At 38.9% G+C, this 17,137-nt stretch carries 16 protein-coding genes; 12 read left to right on the forward strand and 4 right to left on the reverse strand.

Annotated elements, in window-relative coordinates:
• Window positions 1-13: 13 nt before the first annotated feature.
• From FBF83_RS17130 to FBF83_RS17145, 4 genes are all read left to right on the forward strand, one after another.
• Window positions 14-1,099 carry a cysteine protease StiP family protein gene (locus FBF83_RS17130; RefSeq protein ID WP_136948471.1) on the forward strand — a complete coding sequence of 362 codons (1,086 nt, stop codon included), beginning with the start codon at window positions 14-16 and terminating at the stop codon, window positions 1,097-1,099.
• Window positions 1,099-1,896 carry an HAD family hydrolase gene (locus tag FBF83_RS17135; RefSeq protein ID WP_136948374.1) on the forward strand — a complete coding sequence of 266 codons (798 nt, stop codon included), beginning with the start codon at window positions 1,099-1,101 and terminating at the stop codon, window positions 1,894-1,896. Before FBF83_RS17130 ends, FBF83_RS17135 begins: the two co-directional genes overlap by 1 nt.
• Before the next feature lie 201 nt (window positions 1,897-2,097).
• Window positions 2,098-3,711, forward strand: coding sequence for a YceG family protein (locus FBF83_RS17140; protein WP_136948375.1), 1,614 nt, complete (start codon window positions 2,098-2,100; stop codon window positions 3,709-3,711).
• Window positions 3,712-3,729: 18 nt separating this feature from the next.
• Window positions 3,730-4,821, forward strand: a complete 1,092-nt coding sequence (locus FBF83_RS17145; protein WP_136948376.1) for a toxic anion resistance protein — start codon at window positions 3,730-3,732, stop codon at window positions 4,819-4,821.
• 52 nt (window positions 4,822-4,873) lie between these two features.
• Here the strand turns inward: FBF83_RS17145 and FBF83_RS17150 are convergent, their stop codons facing one another.
• Both FBF83_RS17150 and FBF83_RS17155 read right to left on the reverse strand, forming a co-directional pair.
• Entirely contained in the window at window positions 4,874-5,053 is a 180-nt protein-coding gene (locus tag FBF83_RS17150) for a CsbD family protein (protein ID WP_136948377.1), read from the reverse strand.
• Between the two features lie 96 nt (window positions 5,054-5,149).
• Complete coding sequence (locus tag FBF83_RS17155) at window positions 5,150-6,568, reverse strand: alanine/glycine:cation symporter family protein (protein WP_136948378.1); 1,419 nt, start codon at window positions 6,566-6,568, stop codon at window positions 5,150-5,152.
• 404 nt (window positions 6,569-6,972) lie between these two features.
• Here FBF83_RS17155 and FBF83_RS17160 point away from each other — a divergent pair, with 404 nt between their 5' ends.
• The 6 genes from FBF83_RS17160 (at window position 6,973) to FBF83_RS17185 (ending at window position 12,314) form a co-directional block, all read left to right on the forward strand.
• Window positions 6,973-8,355, forward strand: coding sequence for a tetratricopeptide repeat protein (locus FBF83_RS17160; protein ID WP_136948379.1), 1,383 nt, complete (start codon window positions 6,973-6,975; stop codon window positions 8,353-8,355).
• A gap of 253 nt (window positions 8,356-8,608) precedes the next feature.
• Window positions 8,609-9,370: a threonine/serine exporter family protein gene (locus FBF83_RS17165; protein WP_136948380.1), complete on the forward strand. Its 762-nt coding sequence runs from the start codon at window positions 8,609-8,611 to the stop codon at window positions 9,368-9,370.
• A 15-nt stretch (window positions 9,371-9,385) separates the two neighbouring features.
• Window positions 9,386-9,835 (forward strand): threonine/serine exporter family protein, encoded by a 450-nt coding sequence (locus FBF83_RS17170; RefSeq protein WP_136948381.1) that lies wholly within the window; start codon window positions 9,386-9,388, stop codon window positions 9,833-9,835.
• A 110-nt stretch (window positions 9,836-9,945) separates the two neighbouring features.
• The gene (locus tag FBF83_RS17175; protein ID WP_136948382.1) at window positions 9,946-10,374 is read left to right on the forward strand and encodes a DoxX family protein; all 429 of its coding nucleotides are present in this window, start codon (window positions 9,946-9,948) and stop codon (window positions 10,372-10,374) included.
• A 12-nt stretch (window positions 10,375-10,386) separates the two neighbouring features.
• Window positions 10,387-11,043, forward strand: a complete 657-nt coding sequence (locus FBF83_RS17180) for a DsbA family protein (protein ID WP_136948383.1) — start codon at window positions 10,387-10,389, stop codon at window positions 11,041-11,043.
• 200 nt (window positions 11,044-11,243) lie between these two features.
• Window positions 11,244-12,314: an AI-2E family transporter gene (locus FBF83_RS17185; protein ID WP_136948384.1), complete on the forward strand. Its 1,071-nt coding sequence runs from the start codon at window positions 11,244-11,246 to the stop codon at window positions 12,312-12,314.
• 57 nt (window positions 12,315-12,371) lie between these two features.
• On the opposite strand, the gene FBF83_RS17190 is transcribed toward FBF83_RS17185, so the two are convergent.
• On the reverse strand, window positions 12,372-13,367 hold the full coding sequence (locus tag FBF83_RS17190; protein WP_136948385.1) for an LLM class flavin-dependent oxidoreductase: 996 nt from the start codon (window positions 13,365-13,367) through the stop codon (window positions 12,372-12,374).
• Window positions 13,368-13,618: 251 nt separating this feature from the next.
• On the opposite strand from FBF83_RS17190, the gene FBF83_RS17195 reads away from it, so the two are divergent.
• Complete coding sequence (locus FBF83_RS17195) at window positions 13,619-14,944, forward strand: CoA-disulfide reductase (protein WP_136948386.1); 1,326 nt, start codon at window positions 13,619-13,621, stop codon at window positions 14,942-14,944.
• A 153-nt stretch (window positions 14,945-15,097) separates the two neighbouring features.
• Window positions 15,098-15,709: a histidine phosphatase family protein gene (locus tag FBF83_RS17200; RefSeq protein WP_136948387.1), complete on the forward strand. Its 612-nt coding sequence runs from the start codon at window positions 15,098-15,100 to the stop codon at window positions 15,707-15,709.
• Window positions 15,710-15,748: 39 nt separating this feature from the next.
• Here FBF83_RS17200 and FBF83_RS17205 read toward each other — a convergent pair whose 3' ends face one another.
• Window positions 15,749-17,062 (reverse strand): alanine/glycine:cation symporter family protein, encoded by a 1,314-nt coding sequence (locus tag FBF83_RS17205; protein ID WP_240688144.1) that lies wholly within the window; start codon window positions 17,060-17,062, stop codon window positions 15,749-15,751.
• Window positions 17,063-17,137: the final 75 nt, after the last annotated feature.

Here is a 17,137-nt window from a genome sequence, read left to right on the forward strand (position 1 = left end):
ACAGGTAAAGAAAATGGGGAGTTATCCTGACGAGGACGTAACGTTCCTGCTTAAAGATTTATCTGAGATCAGCATGGAAAAAAGCACAACGGAACGGGAACAGGCGATTCAGCAGGGAACGCATTATTCCGAAATGCTTCCAATTGAATACAAACCGACTGACGAATACATGTCGTTATTCTATCATTCTCTAGAAGATACGAAGCATAAAGTGGCTGTGGCTGTAGGTATTGTAGCTGAGCAAATTATAGCAGAGAGAGGCTTTCAAGTAGCTCTCGTATCGCTTGCCCGTGCAGGAACACCAATTGGCGTATTAATTAAACGCTATATATCCTTTAAATATAATAGAGAACTTCCTCATTATAGTATCTCTATTATTCGCGATAGAGGAATCGATGATCAAGCGCTCACTTATATTCGTAAACAACACCCTGACCATGAAATCACGTTTGTTGATGGATGGACTGGAAAAGGAGCTATCACGAACGAGTTAACGAAATCTGTTGCTCATTACAATGAATCAAATGGAACGAATTTATCAAGTAAACTCGCAGTACTTGCAGATCCTGGGGACTGCTCGGAATTGTATGGAACAAGAGAGGATTTTCTAATTCCAAGTGCTTGTTTGAATTCTACTGTTTCAGGCCTTGTGAGTCGAACGGTTCTTAATTCGAAGTGGATTAACGAAGGTGATTTTCATGGAGGGAAATACTACTCTGAGCTTCTAGAAGAAGATGTATCCAATCTATATGTCGATACGATATGCACACAGTTTCCACTAATTGCGAGCGAAGTCGATAAAGGATTGTCAGAAATCATGAACGAATCTCAAAAGCCTCAGTGGAAAGGTCTTACATCTATAGAAAACATTCAGCGTGATTATGGTATGGCAAATACGAATTTTATTAAGCCTGGTGTTGGAGAAACGACGCGTGTACTATTGCGTCGCGTCCCATGGAAAATTCTTGTGCACCCAGATGCTGAGATGAACCTTGAGCATATTTTAGTTCTTGCAAGAGACCGTGGGGTTCCAATTGAGGAATACACAGGCATGTCATACTCGTGTTGTGGTTTGATTAAACCATTGGAGCAAGAATAATGAGGGCATTCGCAAGCGATTTAGATCGCACGTTAATATATTCTAATAAATTGATGAAACAGTTCAGTGAAGAAGACTTTCAATTGATTGAAACGCTCGAAGGAAAAGAAATCTCCTATATATCGAACAAAACAAAAGGATTACTGCACACCATAAATAAGGAAATGCATTTCATTCCTGTTACAACGAGGACGATTGAGCAATATCGTCGTATTTCACTTTTTCAAGATGAGATTGTACCAGAATACGTGGTAACAAGTAATGGTGGTCATATTCTAAGAAATGGAGAAATACTTCAAGATTGGTCTGATCATATTAAAAGTTGTTTAGAGAAATGTTTACCTCTAGATGACTTTGTGAATAAACTCGAATCCCTTGTGAAAGGAAACTGGATTGAGCGAATAAGGGATGCAGATCACCTTTTTGTGTATTTAATCATTAAGCGAGACGAAGTACCTTCAGAAGAACTTACTCGTTTGTTCGACTGGGCAAGAGAGCAGGGGTGGCAACCTAGTTTACAAGGAAGAAAGTTGTATTTCGTTCCAGCCCCTGTGAACAAATGGAATGCAGTAGACTATTTAAAGAAAGAGTTATCTTTAACATACATTCACACAGCAGGCGATTCTTTACTTGATTACGACCTGATTCAAAATGGTGATGATGGCTATGCACCAGCACATGGTGAGGTTTTAGAGACTTATCCGGATTTACGCCGAACAAAACAAAGTGGCATGAAGGCTTCAGAAGAAATAATAGAGTCTATTCTAGGTCAACTTGCATCACATTCAACATTATAACTAAAGTAAATTTGTTAATGATGGAAGAAATAGTATGTTATTCTGTTTTATAGAAGATGTTATATTGGAATGAATAATAGTTTAATAGATAACCATTCTGAAGAACATGACTGTTTCATATTCGATCCTATAAAGACAGTTATTGAGGGCTTTAAAGCCACACTGGTCGCCGGAAAGGAATGAGAAAGCGGGGAGAACATCATGAGTCACTATGAACGGATTCTTATCAAGAATGCTTCATTAGATGATGAGAATTTAAATAATTTACTATTCAAGCCGTTTCCAGAACGTAATCCTTATGAAAACGGCAAGGAGTTAATCATAAATCAGATAGCTGGAAGATTTCTGGGGAGCTATTATGATGAGAATGAATACTTTCTTCATTTACATGAATTTTATAAATCAGAGAAATTTCACGTTTTAAGTGAAGAATTGAATAAGGTGATCACGCCAGAACGTCTTCAGGCTATCCAATCGATCCACTCGATCAATCAGAAAGAAAATGGGTTGTCTGCTAATCGATTCGTAGCATTTCTAGAAGGTGCGACGCTTATTCCATCTCATCCAGATCAAACAATGCACCGCCACATACGAAAGTCCTTAATTACAATTCTTGAGTTGTTTGAACAACATCATAAAGATGGATTTAATCATCCTGATTTTCGTAGGGTACTGGTTGATTTAATGAAATGGACGTGGAATCATCTTGATCCTTGGCTTAAGGAATCGGATATCCAAATTGAAATGCCCGGGATTGTCTGGTACGGAGAAGCATCTAAAAGTCAGCAATACTTCCTTCTTTATTCAATAGTACTTGGATGTGATGTGCTCTATTTTCATCCAGAAGGTATTGATTCTTTTGCTACTATCGATCCAGAAGAACGTTTCATCAAAAAGAAAACTCTGCCATCAACCGTTGGGCTCGAACCTTTCCCAATGGAGAAACCAGAAAGACGTTCTACGGTAGCCTATAGGGCTACAAAAGAAATGGATACCGTACTACACCATGAAGGATCACAGCTATTTAAGCCGTGGCAGCTTAGAAACTACTCACCTAAATCAATTACGCTTAAGACAACTTACGATGAACTATTCTTGATTGCAAAAGAGAAGGCGTTCATTCGCCCAAATTTTAAGGCTGAAAAAGGGACAGTTCATATCCCTTCTTTGTTTGCAAAAATCATGGGAGTTTCTGAGAATAGAAAAGAATACTGGAATCGGCTTCAGGATTTAAGTGAATCAAAATCCACTGTAATGATTCGAGAGTTTCCATTTACAACTGAAACGAGGGCTAATCAGAAATTCCATTACCAACATTCATTAAATCGGGATGGAGTACTTGATCCTGAGCTTATGATGCAAGGGAACTGGTGGCAGTATAAGCATTTGCCAATTGAAACACAAAAAGCGATTGGACATGCTATCTCCAGAATGTGCGCAGCACCAAAGTTGCTCCCAGAAGGGTCAGAGAGGGAAGAGGATACGAAACTGTATCTATTCTCGCAGACGACAACTTTACCTGAAGAGTTCGTGAATTTAATGCAAACGTTTGATTATTCACAGGAAATTCCAAAGGTTGTGCTCTATAATACAGAAATGAATGGTACCCTGTCACGTTCAGACGCGGTTGTTTTGAACTTATTAAATGAGTTTGGACTTGATATCATTCTCTATAATCCACCAGGACATCAGTGTATTGAACGATACATTGATTCCTCTCATTTTGATATTCACTGGCTTGAAGAAATGGCTTTTCGACAGGATTTTAAGGAACCATCGGTGTTTAGAAAGTTATTTAAATCCATTAAACTATAATCAGGGGAGTGAACGGCCATGACGAATGATACAGGAATAACAACATTAGACAAAAATGAAGAAATAACGGAAGCGAAGGCGGATGATATACGTCTGAAGCTTCGCGGAGAGCAAGAGGTTCAAAAACTTGCAGGAGAAATTGATGTTAAAGACCAAATGGCATTACTAGAATTCGGTAAAGAACCAGCGGTCGAAATTTCTCAGTTCTCAGATAAAATTCTATCGATGATGCGTACGACTAGTGTAACCGATTCTGGGAACATGCTTAAGCAGCTTGGTAAAATCATGGATCGTTTCGATAAGAAAGATTTTGAGGAGCCGAAGAATGGTTTTCTTTCGAAATTCTTCAAAAAAGGTAATGATGTGGTCGAAAAGATCTTTGGTAAATACCAGACGCTTGGTGGAGAGATCGAGAAGGTACACGTTGAGATTTCCAAGTATAAAGATGAGATGTCTCGATCTACCGTTACCTTAGATGAAATGTATCAGCATAATTTAAATTATTATGTTGAACTTGAAAAGTATGTCGTCGCAGGACAAATGAAACTTGAAGAACTTCAAGAAAAGGTTCCGGCTATTCAACAAAAAGTTAGCGCTGGAGATCAGATGGCGCAAATGGAGCTCGACACGCTCAATAATGCAATTCAAACTCTCGAAGAAAGAATTTATGATCTAGAGATGGCGAGAATGGTTTCCATTCAAACAGCACCACAAATTAGACTGTTGCAACGAGGAAATACGAAGTTAATCGGTAAGATTAATTCGGCCTTTATTATTACCATTCCTGTTTTTAAAAATGGCGTTATTCAGGCTGTTACAGCTAAACGTCAGAAGCTTGTTGCAGACTCAATGAATGAGCTTGATCGCCGTACTAATGAAATGTTGAAAAATAATGCACAGAACATTTCCAATCAAAGTGTGGAAATTGCGAAGTTATCTGGTAGACCGAGTGTAAAAATTGAAACAATTGAAGAATCGTGGAACACAATTGTGAAGGGAATGGAAGAAACCAGAGCAATTGAGGACGAAAACAAGCGTCTTCGCGATGAAGGTACAAAGCGTATATTAGAGCTTCAAGATAACATGAAGAAGCTAGGGAATAGATCGTAAAAATAATAAGCATAGAAAAAGGATAGCGGTTCTCGCTATCCTTTTTCTATGCTTATTTATCTTCGTTAAGGTTTCCCTTACGTTCCTGGTATTCACCTTTTGATTTATCGCGCTTTCCTTCCTCTTGAAGGCGGCTATCATTCTTTGCATTGCCAACCTGGTCTTTCACTTCGCCCTTCGTTTTGGAAACGGCGCCTTTCACTTTGTCACTTAAGCCTTTATTATCACTCATTTGTTAAAACGCTCCTTTCCTGTGTCTAGTATAGAAAATACCCCTTGAAGCATGATGCCAAACGGCGATCTTGTTCAAGGGGTGATAAATGGTAAATTAGTTTGATTTATCTTTAACAGGTCGATCTGTCCATATGTCTGATTTCAATCCTTTGATTGTATCTGCATAGAACTGAGGGTCCTTACCAGCTTTTCGCTGATCTCGGTAATCTTTCAGAGCTACAAATGCTACCTTACCAATAATGGCAATAACAATTAAGTTAAGGAGTGCCATGAGTCCCATGGAAAGATCAGCCATGCTCCATACAATTCCAAATCCTGCTTTAGCACCGAACATAACCATTCCCAGAACGGCAAGTCGATAGATGAAAAGAGCTGTTTTGCTGGATTTAATGAATTCTATATTGGTTTCTCCATAATAATAGTTACCGATAATTGAACTAAATGCGAAGAGAAGAACGGCAATAGCTACAAAAATACCTGCTCCACTTCCCAAGTGTTGATTCATTGCTTCCTGTGTTAGCTGAACGCCGTCAAGTTTTGAATCAACATAACCGTTTGACATCATAACCATAAAAGCAGTAGCTGTAGCAATTAAGAGCGTATCTACGAACACGCCTAGAGCCTGAATAAGTCCTTGCTTAACAGGGTGAGAAACATCTGCTGTGGCAGCAGCGTTTGGCGCACTACCCATACCAGCTTCGTTAGAGAAAAGACCACGTTTAATTCCAAGTAGCATCGCAGCTCCGACACCACCACCAGTTACTTCTTTCAACCCGAAAGCATGCTGGAAGATAAGAGCAAACATTGCTGGGATTTCAGTGAAATTAACGATAAGTACGTAAGCTGCAACAAGTAAGTAGATACCAGCCATAATTGGAACGATGATTTGAGACACAACGGCAATTCGACGAACACCACCGAAAATGATAATGGCGGTAGCAACAGTAAGAATGGCACCGAGTACCCATCGATTAACATCGAATGAATTTTCGAATGCAAGGGCGATCGTATTTGATTGTACAGAGTTAAACACAAGTCCGAAACTAAATGTGATTAAGACAGCAAAAATAATACCAAGCCATCTTGCATTTAAAGCACGCTGCATGTAATATGCAGGGCCACCTCTGAAATCATCTCCATCACGTACTTTGTAAATCTGAGCAAGCGTACTTTCTACAAATCCACTTGCAGCACCTAGAAGTGCAATGACCCACATCCAGAATACAGCACCAGGACCACCAATGCTGACAGCTGAAGCTACACCAGCAAGGTTCCCTGTACCAACGCGGGACGCGGTACTAATGAAGAAAGCCTGTAAGCTAGATACAGATTTCTTTCTTCCTTTCATTGTGTCCTTTTCAGTAAGAACATGGAACATTTCACCGAATAGGCGAAATTGAACGAATCGAGATCGAATTGTAAAGTACAGCCCAACACCAATCAGGATAAAAATAAGCACATTAGACCAGATTAAATCATTACCAAATGAAACGATTTTTTCTAAAATATCCATATGTAGGTCCTTTCTATAATGGTTTAGTATTAATTAAGAAGGTTAGTAGTTACCTTCCCTCTACTGCACACAATCTAACTTAAAAACGACTATGGGTTATAAAAAAATGCAAATAATAATCGCATTTAGACTCTGAGGATACACTTTTCATCACAATAGCCAATTATACATTGTTTTTATTAAAAGGCAGAAAGGTTATGTCAGAAAATCTGACATTGTAAAAATAGCCAATTATCCCTTCTACTTCGAATTCTTTCAAGAGTGGAAGAGATTAGTAAATGAATACAAACCGATTATAACTACCTTCTCGAGTATATCATATATTGTTTTCTTTCTTCATCAGGTACAGAGTGGTAAAATAAAGGTGGAAGCATCAAAATCAGCTCTGCCCGGGAGGGATATCAATGATCGAGCAACAGCAAAACGTTACAGTTATCTCGAATCAAAGACCTGTCCAATTACGTGTCGAGCGGCTTGCGATACATCATAGAATGAAAATTCTTGAGGCCGTAAAATCAAATGGTAGTAAATTTTATCTTTTCTTTTATAAAGATGATTTTATAACTGGAAAGACGGTAGACGTGAAGAATGGTTCACTTATTGAAAAAGCTTTTCAAAAAGGAATTGTGCTGCAAGCTCCACACCCACTAATTAATCATTTTCTAGCTGATAGAACTCTGCTTTTAAAATCCACAAAACAGGTCTTTCAATCTGTTCAAAAGCATTATACTCCCCAAGAAACATCTTTTATTTTCTCTTACTTTGATTCTTTTCTCTCCACTGATACTCTTATTAAACTCATGCGAAAACACTTTTATGAATATCGAAGAAATGGGCAACTGCGTAAAGCGTTCCAGATTCTTGCCATACTCCTTCATTTTGATCCGACTAATAAATGGGCCCAAGAACTGACTCGTAAATTGGAATATCAAAAAATGAGAAGTTTTTATGATGTAGAAGATACTGAACTACGCGAAGTTGATCCGCTCTATTCTGAAATTCTTGCTTATAATGAACTTGAGAAAAACCATATGTATCTCGAATCATTGTTTCAAAAGGATAAGCGAACCACAGATCTATCCGCATTGCGCCTTCATCTATACCTCCATTCATCCAACCAGGATGAACGAGATCCGCTCACGATCATCGAAGATTCGTTAACTGAATCGGAATCCGCCCTTCTTCTATGGAACATGTATGACGAAGCACCTCAACATAAAATCCTCCGAGAAAAAGCATTTCAAGCTCTTATGTATTTAAAAAAGACAAGTGAAGCCATTAATTTACTTACCGCCCGTAAAGCTGCTTTTACAGCTAGTGAAAGTGAATTATTGATGAAAGCATTTCATGAAGAAGAAACAGATTTCACCAAAATTAACCTCCTTTTACTTCAAGACTGCCTACGTATCAAAGAAAACCGTGTTCTCCTTGAAGGGTTACTTCATACCTTAATACCAAGAATGCTAAACGAATATGGACTAACCTACGTATATAACTGGCTTAAGCCTCTATATGAAGGGAATCAGAATCTCGCCATCTTATCAACTATACAAACCATGGTAGAAATTCAGGATAATCCCGATAAGCAGTTTCAGCTCGGCAAGCTTTATCATAAGCTGAAACAGTATGATGAGGCAATTACATGCTTCGATTGGGAAATGGAGCTCCATCCAACAGACCCTACTCCAGTTCAATGGTTAACAAAGGTCTACCGCGAGATGGGGAAGCTTGAGGAGTCGAATACCTATATGTCTATCTATTCAAAAATGCAAAGAATATCTCATTAGGAGAAGCGCAGGCTCTGACCTGCGCTTTTCTTATGCAATTTCAGTAAAACCCCACCTAAAAATGTAAGTCACTCAAGACGTTTAGGTGGGGGAAACTGCCCCTAAAGGTCCGATTGGTTCAACTAACCATCAGGGGGAATGAACCCCTCTGATGGAAGTTTCACTCTATATTTCTATTTGATATTAGATATACCATTCATATAAACTAAGAAGCAGTAAGCATTAACAGGTAAGGTTTGTCAGGAGCGAGTAAATGGAAAATCAATCGAGTTATACTTATGACGTTATCCAAGTATGTCTGTTAGCTGGCAAAGTAATGTTGCAGAATGGCGGAGAGACGTATCGAGTGGAGGATACGATGACAAGGATTGCGGACGCTTGTGGAGCTACCAATTCGAATAGTTATGTAACTCCAACTGGAATTTTTTTCTCGCTTGAAGGTCCTGAACCTTCAAAAACACAGCTCATACGCATATCAGAACGGACAACAGATCTTGATAAAGTGACAAAAGTTAATAGTATTTCAAGAAGGATTAGTAGTGGTGATCTTTCGATTCAGAATGCTCACATTGAGCTTGATCGACTTGATAAAATGACCGAGCGCTATACTTTTTCGAAGCAGCTTATTGCTGCTGCAATAGCTAGCGGATGCTTCCTCATCATGTTTCAAGGGTCATGGAATGATTTTGTTCCAGCTGTGCTAGCTGGCGGTGGAGGCTTTTTTAGTGTGAATTTCTTTAATCGACTCGTACCGATTAAGTTCTTCTCTGAATTTCTTGCATCATTTGTTATTGGACTACTAGCAGTCTTCTTTGTTTCTACAGGTTTAGGTGAACAACTTGATAAAATTATTATCGGCTCTGTTATGCCGCTTGTTCCAGGCTTATTAATTACAAATGCAGTTCGAGATCTAATGGCTGGTCATTTGATATCTGGCCTCTCCAAAGGAGCAGAGGCATTTCTAACCGCTTTTGCAATCGGAGCTGGTATTGCTATTGTTGTATCATTTTTGTAGAAAGGAAGATAGAAAATGGCGATCATCGCTCAAGTTATTACAAGTTTCATTGCTAGTGCAGCATTTGGATTAATGTTTAATGCACCCAAATCTTCTCTTATTAAAGGTGGATTTGTAGGGATGTGCGGCTGGATGATTTACTATTGTATGGAGGCTTCAGGCGTAGATCCAGTTGTATCAACCGTTACTGCGTCATTTTTTATAGCTGTCATTAGTCAAGTGTTCGCTAAAATGTACCGTACGCCTGTCATCATATTTAGTGTAGCTGGTATTATTCCGCTAGTCCCTGGAGGGCTTGCCTATGATGCGATGAGGAATTTTGTGCAAAATGATTACAATAGTGCTATTAATCTTGCTGCAAGAGCATTCATGATATCAGGATCTATTGCAGTTGGCTTAGTGTTCTCGGAAGTTATCAATCAAATTATTCGTCATTCTACTTTGACTAGAAGACAGAAACAGTGAACATGTAGGTCCAAGTCCTTTTGCAAGCGTCCCTATTTCTATGATAACTTTTAATTGGATCACTGTGTCGAACGGTGTCATATAATGTTTGTGACTGGGGAGGAACAACGATGAAAACCTATCCCTATTTAGGGTTGTTAACGATTCGAATAATAGTAGGAATGCTTTTTTTCGCTCATGGTTTTTTCAAATTCTCAGAAGGTATTGCCAATACGGTTGCATTTTTTGAAACGATCGGTTTATCTGGATTTTTGGCATATGTGGTTGGGTTAATTGAGTTAGTAGGTGGGATTCTCATGATCGTGGGATTAGGGACACGAGTCGTAAGCGTTTTGTTCTCTTCAATACTAATTGGAGCGCTAATTTTAGTAAAGCGTTCAACAGGTATGCTAGGAGGGTATGAACTTGATATTGCTCTTCTAGCGATGTCTTTGTCACTCTTTTTAAGTGGGGGAGGTCCATATAGTCTTCGTCACTACTTAATTAATAAAGGATGGACGCTGAAGTTCCAACAAAACACCGTAATGAAAGATAAATGAGGAAGTGAATGAATGGCTAAGAAGAAATTAAAGAGAAGTGTTAAATGGTCAATAATAATCTTTGGGCTCACTATTCCTCTAATCTTTCTCTTTCTACTTAATCAATCTTCTGACATCAACGAGTCAATGATGAAAAATCAACCCTATTTAGGTGACGAAATAGCACCAGTTGAGATTATTGAGTTTGGTGATTATAAGTGTCCATCTTGTAAATCTTTTAATCAATCTTTCTTCCCTCTTATTCAGGAGAAGCTAATAGCTACAGGTAAAGTTAAATTCTACTTCATCAATTATCCTTTTATTAACGTGGATTCAAAGCGTACCGCTGAATTTGCTGAAGTTGTGTACGAAGAGCTTGGTAATGATGTTTTCTGGCAGTTTCATCATGTGCTTTATGATCAGCAACCAAAGAACTCAGAACAGAAGGATGTTTTTACTATAGCGTTTTTGAAAGAAACACTTGGTGGTCTAGTGAGCGAAGAAGAGACCGCACATGTGATGAATGCTTATGAAAAAGGTCTTGGAGAAAAAGCAGTTAAATCAGATCTCGCTTATGCTGAGGAGTTCGGTGTAACTTCAACACCATCTTTATATGTTGATGGCAAACGTTTTGAAGGTAGCACGATTTCAGATTTAGAAAAAATGGTTGAAGAATCAACAGATGAATGAGAAAGGGCACCTAGATAGGTGTCTTTTTTACTGTTTAAATAAACGTTTGTTTAAGAATAACTCCCTTAAACAAACGTTTATTTAACTACAAAAATCTTCTTATAAAACTTAATTCTACTATTTTCTTTATAGTAGTTAAGAATAGAGAGATGTGTGGTATATGAATGGAGTGGTAATTATTTTAGTAGAGGAGACAAGCTATGTGGATTAAACACGATTTCTTTAAATATATAACTGGTATTATTTTGGTTCTTATTTGTTTTTTCTTCTTAACAGAGCTTAATCTATTGAAGCCTGTCAAAACCATCATTGGGACTTTGTTTTATCCAGTTTTAATAGCTGGATTTTTGTATTATGCAATTAAGCCTATTGTAAGGTTTGTGAAAAGACTGCCTTATGTAACAGATATTGTTGCAATTATACTTGTATTTGCTAGTATTACTGGGTTACTATATGGGGCATTTACTTTTCTTGCAAATCCAATTCAGAAGCAAGTATCTGAGATCTCAAAACAGCTACCTGAGAAATTGAAAAAATCGGCAGACGAAGCTGAAAAAGCAATTGAAAAAAATGATATGGGCATGCTTTCAATGGAGAACATTAGGCAAAAAGCAACCGGCTACCTTGGCGATTTAACACAGAATCTTGGAGACCATATTACACAGGTCGTTGGGGCACTTACAAGTGCTACAACTGTTCTCATCATCGTGCCTTTTGTTCTATTCTACTTCCTTAAAGATGATCACAAACTTAGACCGTTCCTATTAAACTTTATTCCAACGAACCATAAAGATGAGGGAAAGAAGATTCTGCACAATATTAATCAAACACTTTCTGCCTACATTATCGGTCAAATTATTGTTGCTATCGTTGATGGAAGCCTTATGTATATTGGCTATTTGATTATCGGACTTCCATATGCTTTAATCCTTGCACTATTCGTAACAGTAACGGCAGTAGTACCGTTCTTTGGACCAATTATTGGGGTGATCCCTGCTCTTGTTGTTGCATTGACACAGGATCCCATTATGGCATTCTATGTCCTTATTATTATGGTTGTCGTGCAACAGCTTGAAGGTAACCTTGTGGCGCCAGTTGTATTAGGAAGTCGACTTAATATTCATCCATTAACAATCATTTTGCTACTCATCGTAGCGGCAGCACTTTATGGATTCATTGGAATGTTAATTGCGATTCCATTGTATTCAGTTGTTAAGGTAACTATTAAAAATTTATATAATTTTTATAAGCTTCGTCATTCTCAAGTATAATAAGAATAAAAACAAATTCCTCCCTGATTTCTAACCAGGGGGGTTATTTATTTGTAATTAAAGGTAGATGCGAGCAAGACGTTCATAGGATTTTTTCCGTTCTTCAAAGCTGTGTATATTCGTAAGCACCATGAATTCTTCTGTTTGATAACGGTTTGAAAGTTCGTGCAGTTGTTGTTTAACGGTCTGGGGTGAGCCGATAACCATTCTTCTCCTGTTATTCTGTATACGTTCCAATTCTGTTTTGGTATAGGAGTGATTTTTGGCTTCTTCTACTGAAGGAACGCGACTATCGAGACCTTTCTCAACCCTAAGAAGCCAAAGGTCTTGACTTCGCGCAAGCTCCTCAGCATGCTCATCTGTTTCACCACATATTACAAAAATCGCAATAATTGCTTGAGGTTTGGGATGATAATAAGTGTATTGAAACCTTTCATAGTAGGTGTTTAATGTATTTTTACCTCGAGTAGGCTTAATGAAATGCCCGAACACATACCCAATTCCAAGATCAGCAGCTTGCTCAGCACTATTTTCACCCATACCTAATAGCCAAAGTGCTGGAGGAGTTTCCGTATGAGGCGCTGCTTTAATTCCAGTAAAGTCATGCCCACTTGGAATGGAGTCTGTAAGATAATGAGATAGCTCAGTTAATTGGCGGGGGAACTCATTTAGACTTTTATTGATGCCATCAGTAAGGGCGAGTCTTGTTTTAGCTGTTCCACCTGGTGAACGACCTACGCCAAGATCGATCCGATTAGGATGAAGCGCTTCAAGCTGCCGGAAATTTTCTGCAACTTTAAAAGGGCTATATTGTGGTAGCAGTACGCCTCCTGAACCTACTTTAATACGAGAGGTTGAAGCAGCTATGTGCGCCATCATGATTTCCGGAGCAGTGCTTGCTAGACCCTTTGTGCTATGATGTTCAGCAAACCAATAACGATGATAGCCAAGCTGTTCAGCTAGAAGTGCCAGTTCACGCGTTTGTTCTAGTGCCGTATATGAATTACTTCCTTTTGGTATTGGAACTTGATCAAGAATGCTTAATGTTATCAAGGCAAGAGCAACTCCTTTTTCTTATCTCTAATCGTTAGTATAAGCTTCTAGTTTCTATCCTAACGCGACCAAATAGAAGGGGACAGTATTTTGCTTCAACCTATTCTTGAACGTTATGTGAAATGGTGAGCAAAGTTGTTGCGAAGTATTAACTCAAGCTATATACTAAAAATATAGAAATTGTGAAATACATCACATTCTCATTTACTATTATGTGAAATAATTCACAATTGTATTAGGAGGAATGAGAAATGAAAGTAGCAGTTGTAGGTTGTACTCATGCTGGAACAGCAGCAGTTTCAAATATAGCAAATCTTCACCCAGAAGCGGAAATTACTGTATACGAACGAAATGATAATGTTTCTTTTCTATCATGCGGCATTGCCCTTTACGTTGGAGGGGTTGTGAAAGATCCACAGGGTCTGTTCTATTCATCTCCTGAGAAGTTAGAGGAGATGGGTGTTACGATGAAGATGAGACATGAAGTACTTGATATTGATACAGACAATCGGCGTATTCGAGTGAAAAACTTAGAAACAGAGGAGGAACTTGATGACACTTACGATAAGCTTGTGATGGCTACTGGTTCTTGGCCGATTGTCCCTCCAATTGAAGGTATTAAGCTTAATAATATACTCTTATCTAAGAACTATAATCAAGCTAATACGATTATCGAGCGAGCAAAAGACGCAAAGCGAGTAACTGTTATTGGAGCAGGATACATTGGGGTAGAACTAGTTGAAGCTTTTCAGAAGTATGGTAAGGAAGTAACGTTGATAGATGGTGAGGATCGTATCCTAAGCAAGTATCTAGACCCTGAATTTACAGAGGTTATTGAAGAAGACTTTAGGAATCGAGGTATCCGTCTCGCACTGAATGAAACAGTAACACGCTTTGAAGGAGATACAAACGTATCAAAAGTTGTCACTTCCAAAGGAGAATATGAATCAGATCTTGTTATTCTTTGTGTAGGTTTTCGTCCAAATACTCAACTTGTTAAAGGTCAGGTCGATATGTTACCAAATGGAGCAATCATAGTGGACGAGTATATGAGAACCAGCAAAAAAGATATATACGCTGCAGGTGATAGTTGCGCGATCCGCTACAACCCAACTGGTGAGCATGCCTATATCCCTCTTGCTACAAATGCTGTACGAATGGGAACGCTTGTAGGACGTAATATTGTTAAACCGACGACTAAATATATGGGTACACAGGGAACATCAGGATTGCACCTATTTGATCTTAGCATGGCTTCCACAGGCTTAACTGAAAAAGCCGCATTTTCTGCGGGTATGAATGTGAAAACAATCACAATAGAAGAAAACAACAGGCCTGAATTTATGCCAGACTATGAAGTGATTACGCTTAAGGTAGTTTATGATGATGAAAGTCGAAGAATTCTAGGTGCACAGGTCATCTCTAAAGCAGATGTAACACAATCAATTAATACACTGTCAGTCTGTATCCAAAACAACATGACTGTCGATGAGTTAGGGTTCATTGATTTCTTCTTCCAACCTCACTTTAATAAGCCATGGAACTTTCTTAACCAAGCAGGTTTACAAGTCATTTAGTAGAATCTAATCCGCTAGCATATGTGCTGGCGGATTTCTTATAGTGAGCAGTACTTGCATACATCATTTGTGACAGACATAATGAAGGGAATGATGTATGTAAGAGAGATTGCTTGTGATAAATAGAGATAATAACACCTTGGGGGAATCATTATGACACGAGTGTACCTTATAAGACACGGTGAGAGTGAGTGGAACGCTGCGGGAGATCTTTACTGTGGAAGGACCGATATAGGTCTATCATCAATTGGCCGTAAGCAGGCAGAAGATGCTGGAATCTTTCTGAACAGTGTTCGATTCGATTTCGCATATGCTTCGCCATTAATTCGAGCGCGTGATACAGCTCAAATTATTCTAGGAGATGCTGGGCTCTCTATTCAAACTGATGAAAGAATCTATGAAGGTGACTTTGGAGAGTGGGAAGGAAGATCAAAGAAAGAATTTATTGCGCAGGATCCTGAATCATGGGAGAACTGGATGGCAAACCCGTGGGAGACGAGAGCAGGTAGAACAGGTGAAACGGCACGTGAAATGTATGAGCGAGCGTCCTCCTTTTTTAAAGAAATAGGAGAAAAACATCCCGAAGATACAGTCCTGGTTGTCGCTCATAATAATACCATCCGCTTCTTTCTTGCGGGTATACTTGGAATGCCTTTTTCAAACTACCGCAAAATTTTTCAGGATAATACGGGTATTAATGTCCTCGATGTTAGTAACGAATCGATCTTGATTAGGAGTTTAAATATCAACACACACCTTCGTTAAATAGAATAAAAAACGATGCACCCGAGGGTGCATCGTTTTTTAGGTGGTGAATTCATTATATGTCTTTTTTACAACGCTACTTAGAGCAATTAAGGCTATGACGTTAGGTAATACCATAAATGCGTTAAAAGTATCCGCTAGCTGCCAAACAAATGGAACGTTTAGAACTGTACCACCAATAATGAAGAAAAGAACAGCTGCACGATAATAAGGAACACCTTTTTCACCAAATAAATAATTTACGTTTGTTTCACCGAAATAAGCCCAACCAAGTATTGTTGTGAAACTAAAGAACAAAAGACTGAACGCAATGAAGTACACACCAAAGCTTCCTAGTCCACTCGTGAAACTAGCTTGTGTAAGCTCAATGCCTGTCAGGTTCGAATTCGCACCATCTGTAACGAGAATGACAAGGGCTGTCGCCGTACAGATGATGACTGTGTCAATCAGAACGCCAACCATTGCAACAAATCCTTGCTGTGCTGGATGTCTCACCTCGGCAACAGCATGTGCATGTGGAGTAGACCCCATACCTGCTTCATTTGAGAATAATCCTCTTGCAACACCGTATCGTATTGCTTCTTTAATTGATGCACCTAGTACACCGCCCCCAGCAGATTCAGGGGTGAAGGCCGATTCAACAATGAGTGAGAGTGCAGGAAGCACCTGGTCATATTGAAGAATAAGAATGATAAAAGCCCCGACAATATAGAGAAGTGCCATTACAGGGACAACGTTACCAGCAAATTTGGCAATTCGATTAATACCACCAAACAAAATTAAACTGATCAGAAACGCTACTGCAATTCCAATAACTAATGGTGGAATTTGAAATGCAGTATTGAACGCTTCTGCAATAGAATTGGACTGAACCATGTTGCCTACAAATCCAAGAGCAGCAATGATGGCGACTGCGAAAAAGGCTGCCATCTTTTTGCTTCCTAGACCATCACGGATGTAATAAGCGGGACCACCTTTTACAGTTCCATTTTCTTTCACTCGATATTTCTGAGCAAGGACGGCTTCAGCAAAAATAGTGGCCATTCCAAGAAATGAAGAAATCCACATCCAGAAGATGGCTCCTGGACCACCAGCAGCGATGGCTGTAGCGACACCAGCTAAGTTTCCTGTCCCCACTTGCGCTGCAATAGCTGTTGAAAGAGCTTGGTAAGATGATATACCGTCCTGTTTCTTTTTAGAGAAAAGAGGACCGAACGTTTGACGAAAACCTTCTTTTAGCCCTGTAAACTGGATTAATCCAAGACGAATTGTGAAAAAGAGTCCAGTTCCTAGAAGGAGAGTAATCATGATTGGTCCCCAAAGAATAGCATTAATTGCTTCAATTACTTGCACTGTTGTCAACTCGCTCTCATGAAAAATAAGATTCTCCAATGATAGCTCATTATTCCACCATACTTCAACCCATTA

The sequence above is a fragment of the Guptibacillus hwajinpoensis genome (assembly GCF_005144865.1).
Classification (GTDB): domain Bacteria; phylum Bacillota; class Bacilli; order Bacillales; family Guptibacillaceae; genus Guptibacillus; species Guptibacillus hwajinpoensis_A.